The sequence below is a fragment of the Streptomyces sp. SID5643 genome (assembly GCF_009872555.1).
Classification (GTDB): Bacteria; Actinomycetota; Actinomycetes; order Streptomycetales; family Streptomycetaceae; genus Streptomyces; species Streptomyces iakyrus.
This window is the reverse complement of the sequence record NZ_WWIC01000131.1, coordinates 1-19480: the sequence shown is the minus strand read 5'-3', so window position 1 is coordinate 19480 and position 19480 is coordinate 1. Positions and strand designations below refer to the sequence as shown.

The following is a 19480-nucleotide window of genomic DNA, read 5'->3' as shown; positions in this document are numbered from 1 at the left end:
CCGGGGCGGCGCCGCTCACCGGGCACGCCGCCCCCGCATCCCTCCCAGCTCCCCCCTCAGCCGCTGCGCCCGCAGCACCAGTTCCAGTTCGAAGCGGCGGTCCGGGTCGTCGATCTCGTCGCCCCACAGTTCGCGGATCTGACGCAGGCGGTAGCGGACCGTCTGGGGGTGGACGCCCAGACGGGTGGCCACCTCCGGGGCGCCGCCGCGGGTCTCCAGCCAGGCCAGGAGGGTCTCGGCGAGGCGCCGGCCGTGGGTGGGGCCGCAGTGGGTCAGGGGGGCCAGGCACCTCAGGGCCAGGTCGTCGATGAGCTCCTCGGGCTGGAGGAGGACGAGGGCCTCGGTGTGTTCGGTGCAGTAGAGGACCTCACCGGAGGGGAGGAGGTCCCGTTCCATCAGACGGACCGCCGCCTCCGCCCAGCGCAGGGACTTGGCCGCTTCGGTGAGCGGGACCGGTGGGCCGATCGCGCCGGACCAGCCGGCCAGGGCCCGGTGCATGAGCTCCGAGCGGCCCGCCGCGTCCGGCTCGGGCACGACCATGCGGGGCTGCTCGTACTCCATGTCCAGCAGTACGCCTTGGCCGACCGCGGGGGCCATCGCCTCGCGGGCCGGGCGGAGCAGGACGCCGACCGCGACCTTCGCCGGTAAGGGCCAGCCGATCCGGGCGGCGCGTTCGGTCAGGGCTTCGGAGGGGTCGCCGCGGTGGTGCTCGGCGAGGAGCAGCTCCATGAGGCGGCGTTGCAGACGCAGGCGTTCGCCGGCCTGGCGGGCGGCTGCCTCGGCGTAGCCGCGTACGGACTGGTCGACCAGACCGTCGAGGTACTCGTAGCCCGCGTCGACGAGTTCGTACATCGCCGGGGGCGGGATCTCCACGCGCTGACCGATGTCGGCGAAGCGGCGCCAGGCCAGGCGTACGCCCATGCGGTAGATGGCCTGGAGGGAGTCGAGGGAGCGGCCGTTGAGGCCTTCGCCGCGGCCGAAGTCCTGGAAGACACCGGGCGGGACGGTCGGGCGTCCCTCCGAGTGCTCCAGGTGCTGCACGAAGACCTCGATGGCCCGGCGGATGCCGACCAGGGCCATCGGCTCGCCGGAGTCGTCGAGGACGACGGGCAGGTGCGGGTACTCCCGCTGGATCTCGCAGAGGATCTCCTCGGCGAGGGCGGGCGCCTCGGCCATGGCGATCGCGGCGAACCGGCGTACCTGGAAGCGCGGTACCTCGTGCCAGGCCGAGCGCGTCGAGAGGGCGGCTGCGGTGCGGGCGGCCGTCACGGTCAACTCCCCTGGTCCGTTTGCTCGTACGTGATCAGGGGGGTGTTCGGTTGGTCGGGTGTGGCTTCGAGCAGCGCGACGACGCCCAGCGCGGCGCCCACGGCGAGGGCGGCGGCGAGCGCGACGGTCAGCGCGGCAGCGAGCAGTCTCGACATCGCAGGGTCAGCCTCTCTGTCCGGATTCGCCCGGAGATCGTCCGGAGGTTTCCCCACCTCGGCGTCCCGTCCCTGCCTGTCGCGCCCAGTCTCGACAAGCATTGACACCCCGTCAAGAGCCGCCTACGGTTCCCGGCCCAACCGCACGTGCGCATTCCGCCGCCGTGCCGGCCCTCTCGTACGTCGAGCCGTCCCAAGCCACTGGAGTGCCCGGATGCGCCGTACAACCTCTCCCTTTTCCCTGGTCCTGCTGGGTCTCGGTACGTTCCTGCTGGTGCTGGCGCCCCTGCTCGCCTGGTACGTGGAGCCCCGTGCAGCGGTGAACCCGATCGACATCGACACGACCGCCGTCTACACCGGCCGGGGCAGCGTCTTCGACACTGACCGGATCGAGACGGTTCCCGACCGGAAGATCACCGTGACCCAGCGGGTGCGGGGCAACGTCGAGGACAGCGAACGCAGCGGCAACGCCGTCTGGGATGTGACGACCACGGTCGACACCGACAAGTCGCTGCCGGCCGCCGATCCGCACGACGCGCTGGACTTCGTCCCGCACCGCTGGGTGATGGACCGGAAGACCACCCGGCCCGTGCACTGCTGCGGGGAGAAGCCCTACATCGAGGGCGAGGCGTACCTGAAGTTCCCCTTCGACGTGCAGAAACGCTCCTACCAGTGGTGGGACAACACGCTCGGCGACACGGTCGTGCTGCGCTACCGGGGCACCGCGAAGATCCAGGGCTACACGGGCTACAGGTTCACCGGCTCCGTGCCGCCGACGCAGACCGGCACGCGCATGGTGCCGGGCAGCCTCGTGGACCAGCCGAACCGGCCGCAGGTGCTGGCCGAGGAGTGGTACTCCAACCACGGTTTCGAGCTGGTGGTGGACCAGGCGACAGGCCGTGTGATCTACGCGCAGACCGGCCCGAAGCGGACCCTGCGGGCACCGGGCGGGAAGAAGGACGCGGCGGTGCTGCTGGACAGCCGGAAGGTCTCGTTCACGACCGCGACGCAGAAGGAAGCCGTGCGGCAGGCGAAGCGGGACAGCGGGCAACTGCGGATGGTGGGCACGACACTGCCGATCGGAGCGGCCGTGGGGGGCTTCGTGCTGGCGGTAGCGGGGGGCGTTCTCGTGGCGCGTGGGCGGAAGGAGCCGGAGAGCCCCGTTCCGGCCGATACGTCCGGTACGCCCCAGCCCACCCTCACGATGTGATGTGACGTCAGCTCCAACAAAGCCGGAAATTGTCACGCCGGTGAGTAGCCGTGGCGAACGTCCGGGCGAAAACTGTCCAACCCCACCCGAGCACACCCCGTCCACACTCCCCTCCCAGGAAGAGCTCAGGCTCCGCACAGACCGACCCCCTGTGACGACCACACCCCCCACGTTTTCCCCACGCTGAGTTCCGCACCCCAACACGAGTTGGAGCACCGATGCCCCAGCACGTACCGTCCCGGCTGCGTGCCGCGCTCCCCAGTGCGTCGCAGCACCTCTCGGCGCTCCCCCCACATCCGCGCCGGATCGTTTTCCTCGCCCATCGTGATCTGGACAATCCGTCCGCCGGCGGCTCCGAGCTGCTGGTCGACAGACTCGCCGACGGACTGACCCGGCTGGGGCACCAGGTGACCCTGCTGTGCGGAGGGCCGGCCGCCTTCCGCGACTACCGGGTCGTCTCCGCCGGCGGCCCCTACGGCCACTACCTGCGCGCCCGGTCCGCCTTCACCCGGCAGGTCGGCGACTGCGACCTGCTGGTCGAGGTGTGCAACGGCATGCCCTACCTGGCGCCGCTGTGGCACCGGGGGCCGACGCTGACCCTGGTCAACCACGTCCACACGGAGCTGTGGCCGATGCGCTTCGGCGGGCCGCTGGCCCCGGCGGCGCGGCTCGGCCGAAGACTCGAACAGTGGGCGCTGACCGGGGCGCAGCAGCGGAGTCTGCTCGTCGCCGTGTCCTCCTCGACCGCGCACGCGCTGCGCGAGATCGGCGTCGAGCGGGACCGGATCCGGGTCGTGCACAACGGGGTCGAGGAACCGGGCCCGCGGGCCGAGCGTTCGCCGGAGCCGTTGTTCGTCGCCGTCGGGCGGCTCGTCGAGTACAAGCGGATCGACCTGCTGCTGCGGCTGTGGGAGCGGGTACGGCCGGTGACCGGCGGACGCCTGGTGATCGTCGGGGACGGGCCCGAGCGGGGCCGTCTGGAGCAACTGGCCGGGCCCGGCGTCGAGTTCACCGGGTACGTCTCAGAAGCCGAGAAGCACCGGCTGCTGTGTGCGGCCTGGCTGCTGCTGCACCCGTCCGCGGTGGAGGGGTGGGGGCTGGTGGTGACGGAGGCCGCGGCCCGCGAGACACCTGCCGTCGCCTTCGACGTGCCGGGACTCAAGGACTCCGTCGTCGACGGTGAGACCGGCGTCCTCGCGCGGGGCGAGTCGTCCTTCGCCGCGGCGTGGTGCGCGTTGGCCCTCTCCGGGCGACGGCGGGAGCTGATGGGGAAGGCGGCGCGGGAGCGGGCCGCGCAGTTCCGGTGGGACCGGACGGTGCGGCAGTTCAGGGCGGTCGCCACGGAGGCGGTGAGGGGCTGGAGCCCGTGAAGCCGCCCACGCGCCCGCGCGGCGGACCCGCAGCCGTCGCAGCCACGCGCCCCTATGCGCGCGACCCCTCGTTCCGGAGATCCCTCGCCCTGTTCCGTGCCTTCCTCCACGAGCAGGACGACCCCGAGGCCTGTTACTCGCTGCTCGCCCGCGACGCGGTCGACCAGGTCGAGTCCTACGACGGGCCGGTCGCCGGGCGTACCGTGCTCGACGTCGGTGGCGGCGGCGGGTACTTCACCGCGGAGTTCCGGCGCCGCGGGGCGAACGCGTTCCTCTTCGAGCCCGACCTGGCCGAGCTCGGCCAGAAGCCCCCCGACTCGGCCGTCGTCGCCGACGGGTACCTGCTGCCCGTGCGGGACGGCGCCGCCGACGTCACCTTCTCCTCCAACGTGCTGGAGCACGTGGCGGATCCGGAGACGTTCCTCAGCGAGCTGGCCCGGGTGACCCGCCCGGGCGGGCTGATCTACGTGTCGTTCACCAACTGGCTGTCGCCGTGGGGCGGGCACGAGTGGGCCCCGTGGCACTACTTCGGCGCCGACCGGGCCCGGGCCCGCTACCTGCGGCGGACCGGCAGGCCGGCCAAGCACACCCTCGGCGAGAACCTGTTCGCCGTGCACATCGGCTCCACCCTGCGGCAGGTGCGGGCCCGGGACGACGTCACGGTCGTCTCGGCGCGCTCCCGCTACTGGCCCTTCCTCGCGGAGGCCGTCGTCAAGGCGCCCGGCATCCGCGAGTTCGCCACCTGGAACCTCCTCCTCATTCTGCGGCGGTGTCCTGCATGACGACCACGGTTCAGGCTCCTCCCCCGGCAGCCGTCCCCACCACCGCGACCGCCGCGGGCCCGCCCGACGGCCCGCGGTCGCGGCGCTGGCTGCTGGGCTTCTGGGCCGTGGTGTTCGTGTTGTTCCTCGTGGTGCGACCCGGGCGGCAGACCTTCGACACCAAGCTCGGTGTCACGGTCGATCCGGGGCAGTTCCTCGCCGATCTGGGCCAGCTGTGGCACGACCGGGCCGGGTTCGGCGGGATCCAGGACCAGTACGTCGGCTATCTGTGGCCGATGCTGCCGTTCTACTGGCTGTGCGATCTCGTACGGCTTCCGGTGTGGCTGGCGGAGCGGCTGTGGCTGTCGCTGATCGTGTCCGTTGCCTTCTGGGGGGCGCTGCGGCTGGCGGAGCGGCTGCGGGTGGGCAGCGGGGCGTCCCGGCTGCTGGGCGCGGTGGCGTACGCGCTGTGGCCGGTGTTCACGACCGTGATCGGGTCGACGTCGGCGGCCGCGCTGCCGGGAGCGTTCCTGCCGTGGGTGCTGCTGCCGCTGACGAACGAACGGTACGCCGCCCGGGTTGCGGCCCTGCGGTCGGCGCTGCTCGTGCCGTTCATGGGCGGGGTGAACGCGTCGGCGACCCTGGCGTCGCTGCTGCCGGTCGGGCTGTACCTGCTGTCCCGGCCGCCCGGGCCGCGGCAGCGCAAGCTGATCGCCTGGTGGGCCCCCGCCGTGATCGTGGTGACGGCCTGGTGGTGGGTGCCGCTGCTGCTGCTCGGTGTCTACGGCGAGAACTTCCTCCCCTATATAGAGACCTCGCAGACGACGACGGACACCATGGCGGCGACCGAGGCGCTGCGCGGCGCCGGCAACTGGGTCGCCTATCTGCACCTCGGTGAGGCGTGGCTGCCGGCCGGCTGGGCCGTGGCCTCCTCCGTCGTCGTGATCGTGTGCTCGGCGCTCGCCGCCGGACTCGGGCTCGCCGGGCTCGCGCGGCGGGACATGCCCGAGCGGCGGTGGCTGGTGCTGACGGTGCTGGTGGCCGTGCTGGTCCTGCTCGCCGGGTACGGCGGGGCGTTCGGGGCGCCGTTCCACGGGGTCGTGCAGGGCTGGCTGGACGGGTGGCTGTCGCCGTTCCGGAACATCTACAAGTTCCAGACCGGTGTGGCGCTGGCGCTCGTGCTGGGTCTGGCGCACCTGGTGGGCGTGGCCTCCGAGCCGCACGGGGCCCGGCGGGTGCGCGGCCGGCGCTTCGCCCCGCTGATCGCGGCCGTGCTGATCCTGCCGGGGCTGCTGTGGCCTTACCTCAACGGCTCGATCCTCAACCCGGGTTCCTTCCAGAAGCTCCCCACCTACTGGCAGGCCACCGCCGACTGGCTGGAGAAGTACTCGCCCGACTCGCGCGCCCTGGTCGTCCCGGCCACCGCGCACGGCGTGTACACCTGGGGCTCCCCCATCGACCAGCCGCTCGACGTGCTCGCCGAGTCGCGGTGGGCGCAGCGCGACTACGTGCCGTTCGGCACGCCCGGCAACCGGCGCGCCATGGACGCCGTCGAGCAGGCGTTGCTGTCCGGCTCCCACGTGCCCGGCCTGGCCGACTACTTGAGCAGAGCCGGGCTGTACTACGTCGTCGTACGCAACGACCTCGATCCCGACCAGATCGGGTACGTGCCCACCGCGACCGTCAAACGCACCCTGGAGCAGTCGGGGTACGAGCGGGTGACGGGGCTCGGGCCGGTGATGACCGGCGGCCGGATCGCGCAGGACGCGCCGCTCCAGGTCGAGGGGCTGTACCCGCGGCAGCGGGCCGTGGAGATCTACCGGCCGACGGGTGAGGACGTGGTCCGGCCGGGGCAGGCCGGGCTCGCCCCCGTCGCCGACACGGCCGTGGTGTCCGGCGGGCCCGAGGCGCTGCTGCCGCTGGCGGAGCGGCTGCGCGGGCGGGCGACCGTCCTGACCGGCGACAACCATCCCGGGCTCGGCACGCCGGCCGTGCAGGTGGTGGGTGACGGGCTGCGGCGGGCGGACACCCGGTTCGGGCTGGTCAACGCCGGCACGTCGTACACCTATACGCGCGACGAGCGCAACGCGCCGGACGCCCAGCAGGACCCGGGCGAGAAGCCGCGCCAGATCCTGCCCGCCGAGGGCTCGGACCACCAGACGGTGGCCGAACTGCGCGGCGCCCGCTCGGTGTCGGCGTCCTCGTACGGCAACTGGCTGTTCCACCTCCCGCAGTACGACCCGGTGAACGCCTTCGACGGCAACCCGGACACCGCGTGGGCGGAGGGCGCGCCGGACACGCCGGACGGGCAGTGGCTGCGCATCGGCTTCACCGGCTCCTACGACATGCCGTCCTCCTTCAAGGTGACGCCGCTGCCGCAGGAGAGCGTGCGGGCGGCGGCGACGAAGGTGCGGGTGGAGACCGAGAAGGGCGAGAGGACCAGTTTCCTCCAGCCGAACGGCATGACCCAGAGGATCAAGGCGCCCGAGGGCGCGACGGGGTGGATGAAGCTGACGATCGTGGACTCCGTGGAACGCCGGACCGGTCTCACCGGCGCCGGCTTCTCCGAGATCGGCCTGCCGGACGTGCAGGTGACCCGCCTGCTGCGGCTCCCGGCGGACGCCGAGAACGCCACGTCGGCCGCCACCGTCGTCTCCCTGCACCGCGCCTCCGACCCGACGGGCCTGTCCGCGACCGGCACCGAGGCGGGCCTGCACCGCCGCTTCACGACACCGGCCGCCGGGACGTACGAGGTGAAGGCGAGCGCGGTGCCGGTGCCGGGCGAGGCACTCAACGAGCTGCTCTACGAGGTCGCGCCCGAGCAGCAGGCCCGGATCGTCGCCACCGCCGACTCCACGGCGCGCCTCGGAGCGGGCCTGACGGCGCGCAACCTCACCGACGGCGACCTGACGACGGCGTGGGTCGCGGGCGACCGGCCGGCGATCCACCTGCGCTGGGAGGGCAAGCAGCCGGTCGGCGAACTGGTCCTGGCCCCCGCGGGCGGGCTGTCCGCCCGCGCTTCCGAGGTGCACATCAGCTCCCCGGACGGCGCGGCGATCGCCGGAGTCGACGAGAACGGCTGGGTCCGCTTCCCGCCGATCACCACGGACCGGCTCGACATCACGATCACCGAGACGGCCCCGCTGACCCTGCACAACCCGGTCGCCGACGAGGACCTGCGGCTGCCGGTGGGGCTCACGGAGGCGTACCTGCCGTCCCTCGACCAGTACCGCACCCCGCAGCCCGACGGCACCCGGACGTTCTCCCTGCCGTGCGGCAAGGGTCCGGACGTGGCGCTGGACGGCGAGCTGTACCAGACGAGCGCGAAGGGCACCGTGCGGGACCTGGTGGAGCGCCGGGGCGTGGAGGTGACCCTCTGCCAGGAGGGCAGGGACGACGCCGAGGTGCGGCTCGCGGCCGGGGAGCACCGGCTGGAGGGCGGAGACGCCGGCCCGCTCGCGCTCACGGACGTGACGCTGACCCGCGGCACGGTCCCCGAGGCCGCGGCGGCCGGGCGCGACCTGCGGATCCGGGACTGGCTGGGTGACCGGCGCGCGGTCACGGTCGGTTCGGGCGCGGCCTCGTACCTGACGACGTACGAGAACTTCAACGACGGCTGGAAGGCCACCCTGGACGGCAAGGAGCTGACCCCGGTGCGGCTGGACGGCTGGCAGCAGGGCTGGCGGGTCCCGGCCGGGGCGGGCGGCGAGGTCAAGCTGTCCTACGAGCCGGCCACGACGTACGACGCGGCCCTGATCGGCAGCGGCGTCGGCATCGCGGTCCTGGTGGGCCTGGCGCTGTGGCGGCGCCGCGCCCCCAACCCCGACGCGCCCCAGCCGGTCCCGCCGCTGCCCGGGCTGTGGCTCGGCACGGTGGCGCTGACGCTGGTCGGCGTCGTGATCGCGGGCTGGCTGGCCCTGCTGGTCCCGGCGCTGGCGCTGCTCGCCGCCCGGCGGCACACCCTGCTGGTGCCGATCGCGTTCGCCGCCCTGGCGGCAGCCGGGATCGTCGCGGCCTTCGGGGCCGGGGAGCCGGTGGGCGCGGGCGACGGCGCGTTCGGTCACCTGGCCCAACTGCTGGCTCTCACAGGCCTGTTCGCGGGGCTGGTGAGCCTGCGCGAGGGACCGGCCCCGGAGGCTCCGACACAACGGCTGCCGAAGACCGGAACGGGGGAGGGCACATCCGCATGACGGCACCGGTACGCATCCCGTTCCCTGTGGTGGACGAGGTCTCCCGGCACTGCCTCCAGCAGGAGGAGCCGGAGACCGTCCACATCGAGGTCCACCTCCCGGGCCCCCTCGACCGGGCGCGGCTGCGCAAGGCGTTCCTGGAGGCCCTGCACCGGCATCCGCGGATCCTGATGCGGGAGGCGCGGGGGCCGTGGTACCGGCGGCAGTACGAGTGGGAGCTGACGGCGGAGCCGGACGTGGAGGTGGTGACCTTCGCCCCGCCGGGCCCACGAGCCCTGCTCGACGCGCGGACCCGGGCCCTCGCGGCCGCCCCGCCGCTGTCGGCGTCCCCGCCGATCCGGCTGGAGGTGGTGGACTCGGTCCTCCTCCTCACCATCAACCACACCGCCCTGGACGGTCCGGCCTGCCTGCGCGTCCTGGCCACGGCGGCCGAGCTGTACGGCGGCCGGGACAACGCCCCGGCGGCGCCCCCGACCCGCCCCGCCGAACCCCGGCAGGAACCCCCGGACACCCCGGCCGGCTGGTCACCCCCGGCACGGGTGGCGCACGGCACGCCCGAACCCGCTCCGGGCAACGGCATGCTCGTCGCCGAGCTGCCCCTCCCGCACCGCCCCAAGGGTTCCCCGTACACCGTCAACGACCAGCTCATGGTCACCACGGCCCTGACCATCGCCCACTGGAACCGGGAGCACGGCGCCCGCCCCCGCCCCCTGCGCATCACGATGCCGGTGGACGACCGCCCCCGCGACACCACGATGCCCATCGGCAACGGCACCCGGCTGGTGGAAGTCCCGTACGCGCCGGGGGAACTGGACGTCACCGACATGCCGGCCCTGCTGCGCCGCACCGCGGAGCGCACCCGCGCCCTGAAGTCCCTCCCCCGGCCCCAGCTGGGCCACGGCGCCGCCCTCCTGACCGCGCCCTGGGCGCCCGTCACCGCCCGCGCCGCCCTCACCCGCACCCTGCGCCGGGCCGCCGCGCCCTGGACGTCGACGACCCTGCTCAGCAACATCGGCCGCATCCCCTACCCGCTCGACTTCGGCGACGAGGCGGGCCGCGCGCACGCCGTCTGGTTCTCCGCCCCGGCCCGGATGCCGCGCGGCCTGACCGTGACCACCGCCTCCACCGCGGGCCGTCTCCATCTGGCCCTGCGCTGGTCGAAGGCCCTGCTCGGTCACGGCGACGGCGCCCACCTCCGCGACCTGTTCGAGCACTACCTGCACACCACGGAGGTGACCCCGTGACGACGCCGACCACCACCGGACCCCAGCCCCGTGACCTGCGGGACTTCTACGAGAACCCCGCCGTGCCCGTCGCGTCCGGCACCCCGCGCAGCCTCCGCCAGGCCCGCATGCTGGCCCGTGCCCTGAGCGGCCCGGCGGCCGCGTCCCCGCAGACGATCCTCGACATCGGCTGCGGGGACGGCACCGCCGCCGCCACCGCCGCCCCGCTCCTGCCCGGCCACCGCGTCATCGGCGTCGACTGGTCCCAGGACGCCCTGCGCCGCGCCCGCACCCGCATCCCGTACGCGGTGCGCGGCGAACTCACCGGCGGCGGGCTGCCGTTCGCGTCCGGCGCGGCGGACGCCGTGCTGTTCAGCGAGGTCGTCGAGCACCTCGTCGACCCCGACGCGGCCCTCGACGAGATCCGCCGGATCCTGCGGCCCGGCGGGCATCTGATGCTGTCCACGCCGAACCTGGCCGCCTGGTACAACCGCGGCCTGCTGCTGGCCGGAGTGCAGCCCGTGTTCTCGGAGGTCAGCCTGCGCGGCATCCACGGCCGACCGGGCAAGGAGGTCGTGGGGCACCTGCGCCTCTACACCGCCCGCGCGCTCAGGGAGTTCGTCGCCGCGTCCGGCTTCACGGTCGAACGGCTGGAAGGGGCTCCCTTCCACGGCGTGCCGCGCCCGCTGCGCCCGCTGGACCGGCTGGCCTGCGCCCGGCCGCAGCTCGCGTCGATCCTGCTGCTGCATGCCAGGAGGACGTAGCCCATGTGGTGGGGAGTGGCCGCGGCCCTGCTGGCGAACACCCTGTACAGCCTGGGCTTCGTGCTGGAGAAGCGGGCGCTCACCTCGCTCCCCGAGGTGAGCATCCGGCAACCGGCCCGGCTGCTGCGCCTCGTCCTCGGCAGCCCGCTGTGGATCGGCGGGTCCCTCGCCCTGGCCGCGGGTTTCGCCGCACAGCTCGTCGTCTACCGCACCCTGCCGATCGCCGCCGCGCAGGGCATCTTCGTCTCCGGCCTGGTGCTGCTGGTGCTGCTGTCGGCGCGGCTGCTCGGCGAGGAGACGTCCGGCCGGGAGCGGTACGCGCTCGGCGCGATCCTGCTGGCGCTGCTGATGGTGGTGCTGTCGCTGCGGGAAGGGTCGGACACCGTCGGCCAGGACGCTCCCTACCAGCTGATCCTGCTGGTGTGCGTGCCGTCGCTGGCGGCCGGGGTGTGGCTGTACGTCTCGGCCGAGCGGCGCACCCGCAACCGGCACCGGCGGCCCACGACCGGCGTCGAGTACGGCGTGGCCGTGGGCCTGCTGTACGGCGTCAGCTCGCTGGCCATCAAGGGCGTCGCCGGCCGTCTGACGACCGAGGGGACCGGAGGCGCGGTCCTGGGCCTGCTGGGCTCCCCGTATCCCTATCTGCTGCTCTTCACCGGTGTGTTCGGCCTGGTGATGTCCCAGGCGGCGCTGCAACGCTGCCGGGCCTCGCTGATCGTGCCGGTGTGCACGACCGTGACGTCCCTGTTCACGGCGGTGCTCGGCACGCTGTCGTTCGGCGAGGCCCTGCCGGACGAACCGCTGCGGCTCGCGCTGCGGGTGGCGGGCACGGCCCTGGCGGTCGCCGTCCTGCTGACCATGCCGAAGCACGACACCGCTCCCCAACCCTCCCCACCCGCCAAGGAGCTGGCATCCCCATGAAGCCCGACGACCCGCTGCTGAAGATCCTGGCGTGCCCGCTCGACAAGGGTCCGCTGCATCTGCTGGCCGAGGAGGCCGGGCAGGAGGAGGCGCTGTACAACCCGCGCCTGCACCGCCGTTACCCGATCACCGACGGCATTCCGCAGCTGCTGCCGTCCTCGGGAGAGCAGGTGCCGGACGACGAGCACGAGGAACTCCTGAAGAGGATGGCGCCGTGACCAGCCTGGCGGCCCGTGTCGCCCCTCTGCTGCCCGCCCGTCTGGTGGCCGCGGCGGCCCGGGCGCTCTACCCCCGGTTCGAACCGGAGCTGGCCCGGCTCGCCGAGCTGTGCCCGCCGGGCTGCCGTACGGCGGTGGACGTCGGCGGCTGGTACGGGCCCTGGACACACCGTCTGTCCGGCCTCGCCGAGCAGGTCGTGACGGTCGAGCCGGTGCCCCATCTGGCCCGGCTGCTGGTCGCCGCCGCCCCGCCGAACGTGCGCGTGGTCCGGGCGGCCGCCTCGGACCGGCCGGGCATCGCCCGCCTGTGGCTGCCCTCGGACGACTCGGGCGACCGGGGCGTGTCCTCGCTGGTCCGCCGCGACATCCACGGCCGCGCGCTGGACGTCCCCTGCGTCACGCTGGACGAGCTGGGGCTGCGCGACGTCGGCTTCATCAAGATCGACGTGGACGGCAACGAGCCGGCGGTGCTGCGGGGCGCGACGGGGCTGCTGGCCCGCGACCGGCCGGCCCTGTTCGTGGAGCTGGAGTCCCGCATCCAGCCGATCGCGCCGGTGGTGACCTATCTGTCCCTGCTGGGCTACGACGGCTGGGTCCTGCCCGGCGACACCTGGGTCCCGCTCGCCCGGTTCCCCCTGGAGGACCACCAGGCGGACGCCTCCTACGTCGTCTCCCACGGCCTGCTCCGCCGCGTCCTGCCCTCCCCGCTCCGGCGGGGCCCGCGCTACGTCAACTCCGTCCTGTTCCTCCCCGACGGCCGCCGCCCGGGCAGGAACCCGGTGGGCGACGATGGGACCCATGCCCTCCGGAAAGCACCCCGCTAGCCCCTTCACCCCGCTCGACTTCCAGCTGGTGCTGCTGCGCCGCATGGCCGACCACAATCCCGGCCTCGTGGAGGACGCCCGCCACGAGCTGGGGGTGTCGATCGCGGACATGCGCGAGGCCAACCGACGGTGGCAGGCGATGGTCCGCTCCCCGCGTTCGCGCCCGCCCCTGTCGCGCTACCGCCAGGTGCTGGGCGACCCCGAGTCCCGCACGCCCCGCCGGATCGGCGATCTCGACTGCGAGGCCTGGCTGTGGCCGGTGCCGCTCTGGCCCTCCCTGCGCTTCGAGGTGCTGACCGCCCCGAACCGCGCGGTGTGGAACGAGTGGCTGGTCCGTGCCCCGGGCGCGAAGGGCCCCGCGCTGCGCACGCTGGACGACCTCTCCCCCTGGTCCTGCACGGTCGACGAGGCGGCCCGCGCCTTCGCCCCGGCCCGCCCCCTTCAGGGCTCGGCACCGACCCGGTGGGGGCTGGCGTTCACCGCGCCCGACGCCGAGGGCGTCCGGCGGGAGGCGGTCGCGGAGTTCACCTGGGGGCTGGTGCAGCGGGTGGCCGTCACCGGCGCTCACAGCTGAGACGGCGGCGTCCTCAGGAGGTGTCCGTGTGCCGGGTCCTGGCCGGTACGCAGACCCACGCGAGGACCGCCGCCGTCAGACAGGCGAGCGCCCCGATGCCCATGCTGGTCCGGATTCCGGTGCCGTAGTCCGCGGCCGAGGCGAGCAGGCTGCCGCCGAGCGCGACGCCGGTGGCGCTGCCGACCTGGCGGGTGGTGTTGAACAGGGCGGAGGCGGCCCCCGAGTAGGCCGGGGGCGCGGCGCCCATCACGGTGGCGGTGGAGCCGGTGAGGGCGAAGGACGTGCCGAAGCCGGCGGCCATCATCGGGAGCACCAGGAGCCCGTAGGCGGGGTCCGGGCCCGCGGCGGCCCAGCCGGCCAGGCCCAGCGCGGCCAGGAGCATGCCCGAGACCACCAGCGGGCGGTCGCCGGTACGGCGGGACAGCCGCCCGGACAGCACCGAGGCGAACATCGTCATCGCCACCGCCGGGAACAGCGCCAGACCGGTGCCGAGGGCGCTGTAGTCGCGCTGGTGCTGGAACTCCAGGCTGGCGGTGAAGACCATGCCGTAGAAGCCGAAGTTGAACAGCAGGCCGATGACGGCGCCGCCGCTCAGGGCGCGTGTGTGCAGCAGACTCAGCGGCAGGGCGGGAGACCGGGCCAGCCGCTCGCGCAGGGCGAAGGCCGCGGCGGACAGGACGGCCAGGCCCAGGCCGGCGAGCACGGCCGGGTCGGACCAGCCGCGCCGCCCGGCCTCGTTGAGCGCCGCGGTCAGCAGGGCGACGGCCGCGACGACGGAGACCTGCGCCGGCCAGTCCAGGGCCCGGTCGGCTCGCCGGGGCGAGCGGGCCACGTGCCGCAGGGTGAGCGCCAGGCAGGCGGCGCCGACGGGCAGGTTGATCAGGAACACCCAGCGCCAGCCCACCGTGGAGACGAGCAGCCCGCCCAGCAGAGGTCCCGCGGACGCCGCGATGCCCGCCATCGAACCCCACAGCCCGAAGGCCCGTGAGCGGACGTCCGGCTCCGGGTAGGCCTGCTGGAGCAGGGCCAGCGAACCGGGCACGATCAGCGCCGCGCCGAGCCCCTCCACCAGCCGGGCCACCACCAGGAAGGCGGCGCCGGGCGAGAGTGCGCAGGCCGCCGAGGACACGGTGAACACCGCCACGCCCCAGCAGAAGACCCGCCGGTTGCCCAGCCGGTCCCCCAGCGCCCCGCCCGTCAGCAGGAACCCGGCGAAGACCAGCGTGTACCCGTCGGTGATCCACTGGATCCCGGTGAGCGAGGCCGACAGCTCCCGCCCGACCACCGGCACGGCGACGTTGATCACCGTCACGTCCAGGATGACCATGAAGTACCCGGCGCACACCGCGAGCAGCGGTGCCCAGGACCGTCGCTCGGAGGGCATGGCCCCAGCAGTACACCAAAAGCCGCGCCAGGGGACGTATGCCTCGCGTGCCGTGCTCAGCCCGCGGCGGCCAGTACCGCCTCCACCACCTTGGGCACGGAGCCCGGATGCAGATGGAGGAACAGGTTCGGCTCGATCAGCTCCAGCTCCATGACGCACGGCTCGCCGTCGGGCCCGGTGACCAGGTCCACCCGCGCGTACAGCAGCTCCGCGTCCCCGGGCACGGCGGCCAGCGCCTTCTCCGCGACGGCCAGTTCGGCGGCGGTCGGCTCCCAGGGGCGAAGGTCGGGGTGGGCGACCTTGTCGGCGTCGTACGGTGTGCCCGGGGCGAGGACGGCGCCCTTGACGCCGGCGTGCAGCAGACGTCCGCCGAAGAACTGCAGGGCCCGCTCGCCGTGGGTGTCGATGCTGCTCAGGTAGGGCTGCACCATGACGGTGAGCCCCTCGCGGTGCATGCGCTCGGCCTGCCGCAGGGCGGCGTCCCGCTCCCCTGCCGGGTAGCGGGCGGCGTAGCGGGCACCGGCCCCGGAGGCCGGCTTCACGACGAACTCGCGGTCGGCGGGCAGGTCGAGGGGGTCGCCGGGCGCGCAGTACCGGGTGGGCACGACGGGCACTCCGGCGTCCGCGAGCTGCCGGAGGTAGCGCTTGTCGGCGTTCCACTGCACGACACCGGCCGGATTGGCGAGCCGGGTCGCCTTCGCGCACCGCTCGGCCCACGCCGTGAACTCCCCGGCGCGCCAGCTGTAGTCCCAGGTGGAGCGGAGGAGCGCGAGATCGAAGGCGGCCCAGTCCGTGTCCGGGTCGTCCCAGGGCACGGCGACGGCGTCGGCCCCGGCCTCCCGCAGCGCCTCCACCAGCACCGGCAGGTCGCGGTCCTTGTGCTCCTCGCCGCGGGGGTCGTAGGTGACGACGGCGATGCGCGGGGTGCCGGGCACGGCGACTCCATCCTCGTACGGACGATCGATGCGGTGTCCGCCGAGGCTAACAATTGCGTCCGGAACCGCGACACCCCGTTTGACCTTCACCTTCGGTGAACGATCGGCGCGTTCGCCAGGGCATGCCCGCTCTCGCCGAAGGCACTGCGCCTGTACGACGAGCTGCACCTCTGCGGCCGGACAGCTGGAGCAGGCCCGGCTGGTGGCGTGGCTGCGGCGGCTGGGCATCGGCCCGGACAACGTCCGCTGCGTGGCGGCGGACGCGGTGGAGCCCTGACCCGGACGGCGTAGGACCACGGGCCGTGGGCGGCCCCGGCCGGTCTACTGGCCAGGGGAGCGACCTAGGAAGGGATTCCCATGGCTGTGGTGCTGACGCTGCGCTGGGCCGGGGTGACGCCCGACCAGTACGACGCGATGCTGGACACGGTGGGCTGGGAGGAGCGGGTGCCGGACGGTCTCGTCCTGCACGTGGCCTGGTTCGAGCCGGGGGTCATGCACGTGACCGACGTGTGGAACGCCGAGGAGGACTTCCGGCGCTTCTTCGCCGAGCGCCTCGCCCCGGCCGTTCAGCAGGTCGGACTCGCCGGACAGCCGGACGTCCGCTTCACCCCGGCCCACCGGCGGTTCGTGGCGCCAGGCGCCGGCGGCGGGGCCTGAACCGAACCCCGCCGCCCGGAGCGGCTCGATCAACCGCCGCTCGTCATCCGCCGGTCCGGGAACAGACGTGCCCTCAGCTGCGGGTGTAGGTGAGGAACGCCGCCCCGCTCTCCAGGACGACGTGGTCCGTCAGCTTCCAGGTGCGCGGATCGAACGCGGCCGTGCGGCCGAAGAGCGGGATCCCGGTGCCGATGGTCAACGGGCCCAGCTTGACGATCAGCTGGTCGATCTCGGTGTAAAGGGCACCGGCCAATTCGCCCCCGCCGATCAGCCAGAGGTCCTTGCCGTCCTCCTGCTTCAGCTCCCGTACCTTCGCCACCGGGTCGCTCGCGACCAGTTCCACGGCCGGGTCGGGGCTTTCGGTCAACGTGGTGGAGAACACCAGGTGTCTCAGGTGCGGGTAGGCGTCGGTCATTCCGGCTTCGAGGCCGATCTCGTACGTTCTGCGCCCCTCCAGGACGGTGTCGAAGTGTGTGCCCTCCGCGGTGACGTTCAGCGCCTTCCTGGCCGGGGCGGGCAGGGTCTCGGGGTACTCGGCGGCCAGGTGCTGCAGATAGTCGATGGGGATCGGCCAGAAGCCGTCCGGTCCTGTGGGGTCGGCGCCGTCGGGCCCGGCGATGAAGCCGTCGAGGGTGGCGGCGATGTAGTACACGAGCTTGCGCACGGGGTTCCTTGTCGATCGGTGACGGATCGTGAACGGGCCGGGTCGGGCGACAGCCCGGGATCCTTCACGCCGGGACGGTGCCGGTTCCCGGCGCAAGGGCATGGTGACCCGAACTCCGGCCTCACGCAGCCGTTTTTCCTGCTCCCGCCGATCACGCGCCCGGGCGGCAGCACCTCGACGCCTCGGGCGGGCAGGACGACGTCGACCGCGAGCGTTTCTTCCGGCCGCCGATGGTGTACGGAGGGATCGTGGTCGCGGTCGTCCCCGCGGCGGCGTGGCCGGTGATGGTCGTCCCCGGCTGGGGGCAGCCCACCCGCCGACCAGTGGAGCAGGCAGACAGCTAAGGAGACGTGACGCGTGACCTCTCTCTTCCCGGCCCTGACCGGCGGCCAGGCCGACCGGCCCGCCCTGCGGTTCGGCGAGCGCTCACTGACGTACGGGGAACTCGCCGCCGCGGCCGGTGCGACGGCCGAGCGCATCGGGGACGCCCGCCGGGTCGCCGTCTGGGCGACGCCCACGATGGAGACGGCCGTCGCCGTCGTCGCCGCGCTGCTGGCCGGAGTGCCCGCCGTGCCGCTCAACCCCAAGTCCGGTGAGAAGGAACTCGGGCACATCCTGACCGACAGCTCCCCCGGCCTGGTGCTCACGGCACCCGACGATCAACTCCCCGAGCCCGTACGAGGCCTGGCCCGGCTCGACGTCGACGTGCACGGCACCGGAACCGCCCCCGCGGAGCCCGCCGACGAGAGCGCCCCGGCCCTGATCGTCTACACCTCCGGCACCACCGGCCCGCCCAAGGGCGCCGTCGTCCCCCGCCGGGCCGTCGCGAGCACCCTCGACGCCCTGGCCGACGCCTGGCGGTGGACCGGCGATGACGTCCTCGTCCACGGACTGCCGCTGTTCCACGTGCACGGCCTGGTCCTGGGCATCCTCGGCCCCCTGCGGCGCGGCGGCTCGGTGCGGCACCTGGGCCGCTTCAGCACCCAGGGCGTCGCCCACGAGCTCAACACCGGCGCGACCATGCTGTTCGGCGTGCCGACGATGTACCACCGGATCGCCGAGGCCGTGACGAGCGATCCGGAACTGGTGAAGGGGCTGACCGGGGCGCGGCTGCTGGTCTCCGGGTCGGCGGCGCTGCCGGTGCACGACCACGGCCGGATCGCGACCGCGACCGGGCGGCGGGTGATCGAGCGGTACGGCATGACGGAGACGCTGATGAACACCAGCGTCCGCGCCGACGGCGAGGCCCGCCCGGGCACGGTCGGCGTGCCGCTGCCGGGCGTGGAGCTGAGGCTGGTCGAGGAGGACGGCTCGGAGGTCGCCGTGCACGACGGGGAGACGGTGGGCGAGATCCAGGTGCGCGGTCCGAACCTGTTCACCGAGTACCTCAACCGTCCCGACGCCACCGCCGCCGCCTTCACCGCCGACGGCTGGTTCCGCACCGGCGACATGGCGGTGCGCGACCCCGACGGCTACGTCCGGATCGTCGGCCGCAAGGCCACCGACCTGATCAAGAGCGGCGGTTACAAGATCGGGGCCGGTGAGATCGAGAACGCGCTCCTCGAACACCCCGGGGTGCGGGAGGCGGCCGTCACCGGCGAGCCCGACGCCGATCTGGGGGAGCGGATCGTGGCGTGGATCGTGCCTGCGGATCCCCAGTCGCCGCCCGGACTTGAGGAGTTGGCCGGTCATGTGGCGCGGCGGCTCGCCCCGCACAAGCGGCCGCGGGTCGTGCACCACCTCGACACGCTGCCCCGCAACGACATGGGGAAGATCATGAAGCGGGCGCTGACCCATGGCTGAGCGCCTCTCCGCCCGCGAGGCCGTCACCGCCCTCGCCGACGACGCCACCTTCGCCGAACTCCCCGTCCCCGCACGGCGGCCGAAGCCCGACGGCCCGCTCGGCTGGCCGGGCTACGACGCCTCCCGCGCCCGGGCCTCGGAACGCACCGGCGAGCAGGAGTCGGTGGTGTGCGGCACCGCCCGGGTCGGCGGTACCCGGGCCGTACTGATCGCGTTCGAGTTCGGGTTCCTCGGCGGCTCCCTGGGCGAGGGCACCGGTGACCGGCTGGAGGCGGCGTACGCCTACGCCCGGGAACGCCGCTTCCCCATCGTGCCCCTGGTGGCGACGGGCGGCAGCCGGATGCAGGAGGGCATGCTCGCGCTGACCCAGCTCCAGCGGGTGGCGCGTCAGTCGGCGCTCACCCGGGAGGCCGGTCTCGCGCAGGTCGCGGTCCTGCGCGACCCGACGACCGGGGGCGGCTGGGCGACCCTGGGCGCGGGTGCCGACGTGGTGCTCGCGCTGCCCGGCGCGCAGGTCGGCTTCGCCGGCTCCCGGGTGCGGCCGGCGGACGCGGACCC

18 protein-coding genes and 1 pseudogene are annotated in these 19480 nt (G+C 73.7%); 14 read left to right on the top strand and 5 right to left on the bottom strand.

Annotation, left to right across the window (positions count from 1 at the left end):
- Positions 1–15 precede the first annotated feature (15 nt).
- Both GTY56_RS16275 and GTY56_RS39985 read right to left on the bottom strand, forming a co-directional pair.
- Entirely contained in the window at positions 16–1269 is a 1254-nt protein-coding gene (locus GTY56_RS16275; protein WP_161366101.1) for a PucR-like N-terminal domain-containing protein, read from the bottom strand.
- A 2-nt stretch (positions 1270–1271) separates the two neighbouring features.
- Positions 1272–1424, bottom strand: a complete 153-nt coding sequence (locus GTY56_RS39985) for a hypothetical protein (protein ID WP_167345865.1) — start codon at positions 1422–1424, stop codon at positions 1272–1274.
- Positions 1425–1638: 214 nt separating this feature from the next.
- Here GTY56_RS39985 and pgfA point away from each other — a divergent pair, with 214 nt between their 5' ends.
- From pgfA to GTY56_RS16225, 10 genes are all read left to right on the top strand, one after another.
- Positions 1639–2634 (top strand): cell envelope lipid trafficking protein PgfA, encoded by a 996-nt coding sequence (gene pgfA / locus GTY56_RS16270; protein ID WP_161366100.1) that lies wholly within the window; start codon positions 1639–1641, stop codon positions 2632–2634.
- 218 nt (positions 2635–2852) lie between these two features.
- Positions 2853–4004, top strand: coding sequence for a glycosyltransferase family 4 protein (locus tag GTY56_RS16265; protein ID WP_161366099.1), 1152 nt, complete (start codon positions 2853–2855; stop codon positions 4002–4004).
- 89 nt (positions 4005–4093) lie between these two features.
- The gene (locus GTY56_RS16260) at positions 4094–4786 is read left to right on the top strand and encodes a class I SAM-dependent methyltransferase (RefSeq protein ID WP_161366123.1); all 693 of its coding nucleotides are present in this window, start codon (positions 4094–4096) and stop codon (positions 4784–4786) included.
- Complete coding sequence (locus tag GTY56_RS16255; RefSeq protein ID WP_161366098.1) at positions 4783–8955, top strand: alpha-(1->3)-arabinofuranosyltransferase; 4173 nt, start codon at positions 4783–4785, stop codon at positions 8953–8955. The genes GTY56_RS16260 and GTY56_RS16255 overlap by 4 nt, the downstream gene beginning before the upstream one ends.
- Positions 8952–10199, top strand: coding sequence for a condensation protein (locus GTY56_RS16250; protein ID WP_161366097.1), 1248 nt, complete (start codon positions 8952–8954; stop codon positions 10197–10199). The genes GTY56_RS16255 and GTY56_RS16250 overlap by 4 nt, the downstream gene beginning before the upstream one ends.
- Positions 10196–10942: a methyltransferase domain-containing protein gene (locus GTY56_RS16245; RefSeq protein ID WP_161366096.1), complete on the top strand. Its 747-nt coding sequence runs from the start codon at positions 10196–10198 to the stop codon at positions 10940–10942. The genes GTY56_RS16250 and GTY56_RS16245 overlap by 4 nt, the downstream gene beginning before the upstream one ends.
- 15 nt (positions 10943–10957) lie before the next feature.
- Entirely contained in the window at positions 10958–11863 is a 906-nt protein-coding gene (locus GTY56_RS16240; RefSeq protein ID WP_161366122.1) for a hypothetical protein, read from the top strand.
- Positions 11860–12081 carry a Trm112 family protein gene (locus GTY56_RS16235; protein WP_107454782.1) on the top strand — a complete coding sequence of 74 codons (222 nt, stop codon included), beginning with the start codon at positions 11860–11862 and terminating at the stop codon, positions 12079–12081. The genes GTY56_RS16240 and GTY56_RS16235 overlap by 4 nt, the downstream gene beginning before the upstream one ends.
- Entirely contained in the window at positions 12078–12905 is an 828-nt protein-coding gene (locus GTY56_RS16230; RefSeq protein WP_161366095.1) for an FkbM family methyltransferase, read from the top strand. The genes GTY56_RS16235 and GTY56_RS16230 overlap by 4 nt, the downstream gene beginning before the upstream one ends.
- The gene (locus GTY56_RS16225) at positions 12871–13479 is read left to right on the top strand and encodes a hypothetical protein (protein WP_161366094.1); all 609 of its coding nucleotides are present in this window, start codon (positions 12871–12873) and stop codon (positions 13477–13479) included. The genes GTY56_RS16230 and GTY56_RS16225 overlap by 35 nt, the downstream gene beginning before the upstream one ends.
- A 13-nt stretch (positions 13480–13492) precedes the next feature.
- On the opposite strand, the gene GTY56_RS16220 is transcribed toward GTY56_RS16225, so the two are convergent.
- Positions 13493–14863: an MFS transporter gene (locus GTY56_RS16220; protein ID WP_161366093.1), complete on the bottom strand. Its 1371-nt coding sequence runs from the start codon at positions 14861–14863 to the stop codon at positions 13493–13495.
- A gap of 56 nt (positions 14864–14919) precedes the next feature.
- Entirely contained in the window at positions 14920–15798 is an 879-nt protein-coding gene (locus GTY56_RS16215; RefSeq protein ID WP_161366092.1) for a DcsG N-terminal domain-containing protein, read from the bottom strand.
- A gap of 102 nt (positions 15799–15900) precedes the next feature.
- Here GTY56_RS16215 and GTY56_RS41585 point away from each other — a divergent pair.
- Together GTY56_RS41585 and GTY56_RS16210 are read left to right on the top strand one after the other, a co-directional pair.
- A pseudogene (locus tag GTY56_RS41585) lies at positions 15901–16057 on the top strand (MerR family transcriptional regulator); the annotation flags it as partial.
- Positions 16058–16155: 98 nt separating this feature from the next.
- Positions 16156–16455, top strand: a complete 300-nt coding sequence (locus tag GTY56_RS16210) for a hypothetical protein (RefSeq protein WP_161366091.1) — start codon at positions 16156–16158, stop codon at positions 16453–16455.
- A 73-nt stretch (positions 16456–16528) separates the two neighbouring features.
- Here GTY56_RS16210 and GTY56_RS16205 read toward each other — a convergent pair whose 3' ends face one another.
- Positions 16529–17119: a dihydrofolate reductase family protein gene (locus GTY56_RS16205; protein ID WP_161366090.1), complete on the bottom strand. Its 591-nt coding sequence runs from the start codon at positions 17117–17119 to the stop codon at positions 16529–16531.
- A gap of 357 nt (positions 17120–17476) precedes the next feature.
- Here GTY56_RS16205 and GTY56_RS16200 point away from each other — a divergent pair, with 357 nt between their 5' ends.
- The gene (locus tag GTY56_RS16200; protein ID WP_161366089.1) at positions 17477–18922 is read left to right on the top strand and encodes an AMP-binding protein; all 1446 of its coding nucleotides are present in this window, start codon (positions 17477–17479) and stop codon (positions 18920–18922) included.
- Positions 18915–19480 (top strand): carboxyl transferase domain-containing protein (locus GTY56_RS16195; protein ID WP_272923373.1); only part of this gene is annotated, 566 nt, incomplete at its 3' end. The genes GTY56_RS16200 and GTY56_RS16195, both read left to right, overlap by 8 nt.

Excerpts from the sequence above, each read along its gene's own strand:
- GTY56_RS16220 (WP_161366093.1), bottom strand. The coding sequence starts at position 14,863 with ATGCCCTCCGAGCGACGGTCCTGGGCACCGCTGCTCGCGGTGTGCGCC.
- GTY56_RS16210 (WP_161366091.1), top strand. The coding sequence starts at position 16,156 with ATGGCTGTGGTGCTGACGCTGCGCTGGGCCGGGGTGACGCCCGACCAG.
- GTY56_RS16235 (WP_107454782.1), top strand. The coding sequence starts at position 11,860 with ATGAAGCCCGACGACCCGCTGCTGAAGATCCTGGCGTGCCCGCTCGAC.
- GTY56_RS39985 (WP_167345865.1), bottom strand. The coding sequence starts at position 1,424 with ATGTCGAGACTGCTCGCTGCCGCGCTGACCGTCGCGCTCGCCGCCGCC.
- pgfA (WP_161366100.1), top strand. The coding sequence starts at position 1,639 with ATGCGCCGTACAACCTCTCCCTTTTCCCTGGTCCTGCTGGGTCTCGGT.
- GTY56_RS16255 (WP_161366098.1), top strand. The coding sequence starts at position 4,783 with ATGACGACCACGGTTCAGGCTCCTCCCCCGGCAGCCGTCCCCACCACC.
- GTY56_RS16265 (WP_161366099.1), top strand. The coding sequence starts at position 2,853 with ATGCCCCAGCACGTACCGTCCCGGCTGCGTGCCGCGCTCCCCAGTGCG.
- GTY56_RS16250 (WP_161366097.1), top strand. The coding sequence starts at position 8,952 with ATGACGGCACCGGTACGCATCCCGTTCCCTGTGGTGGACGAGGTCTCC.
- GTY56_RS16225 (WP_161366094.1), top strand. The coding sequence starts at position 12,871 with ATGGGACCCATGCCCTCCGGAAAGCACCCCGCTAGCCCCTTCACCCCG.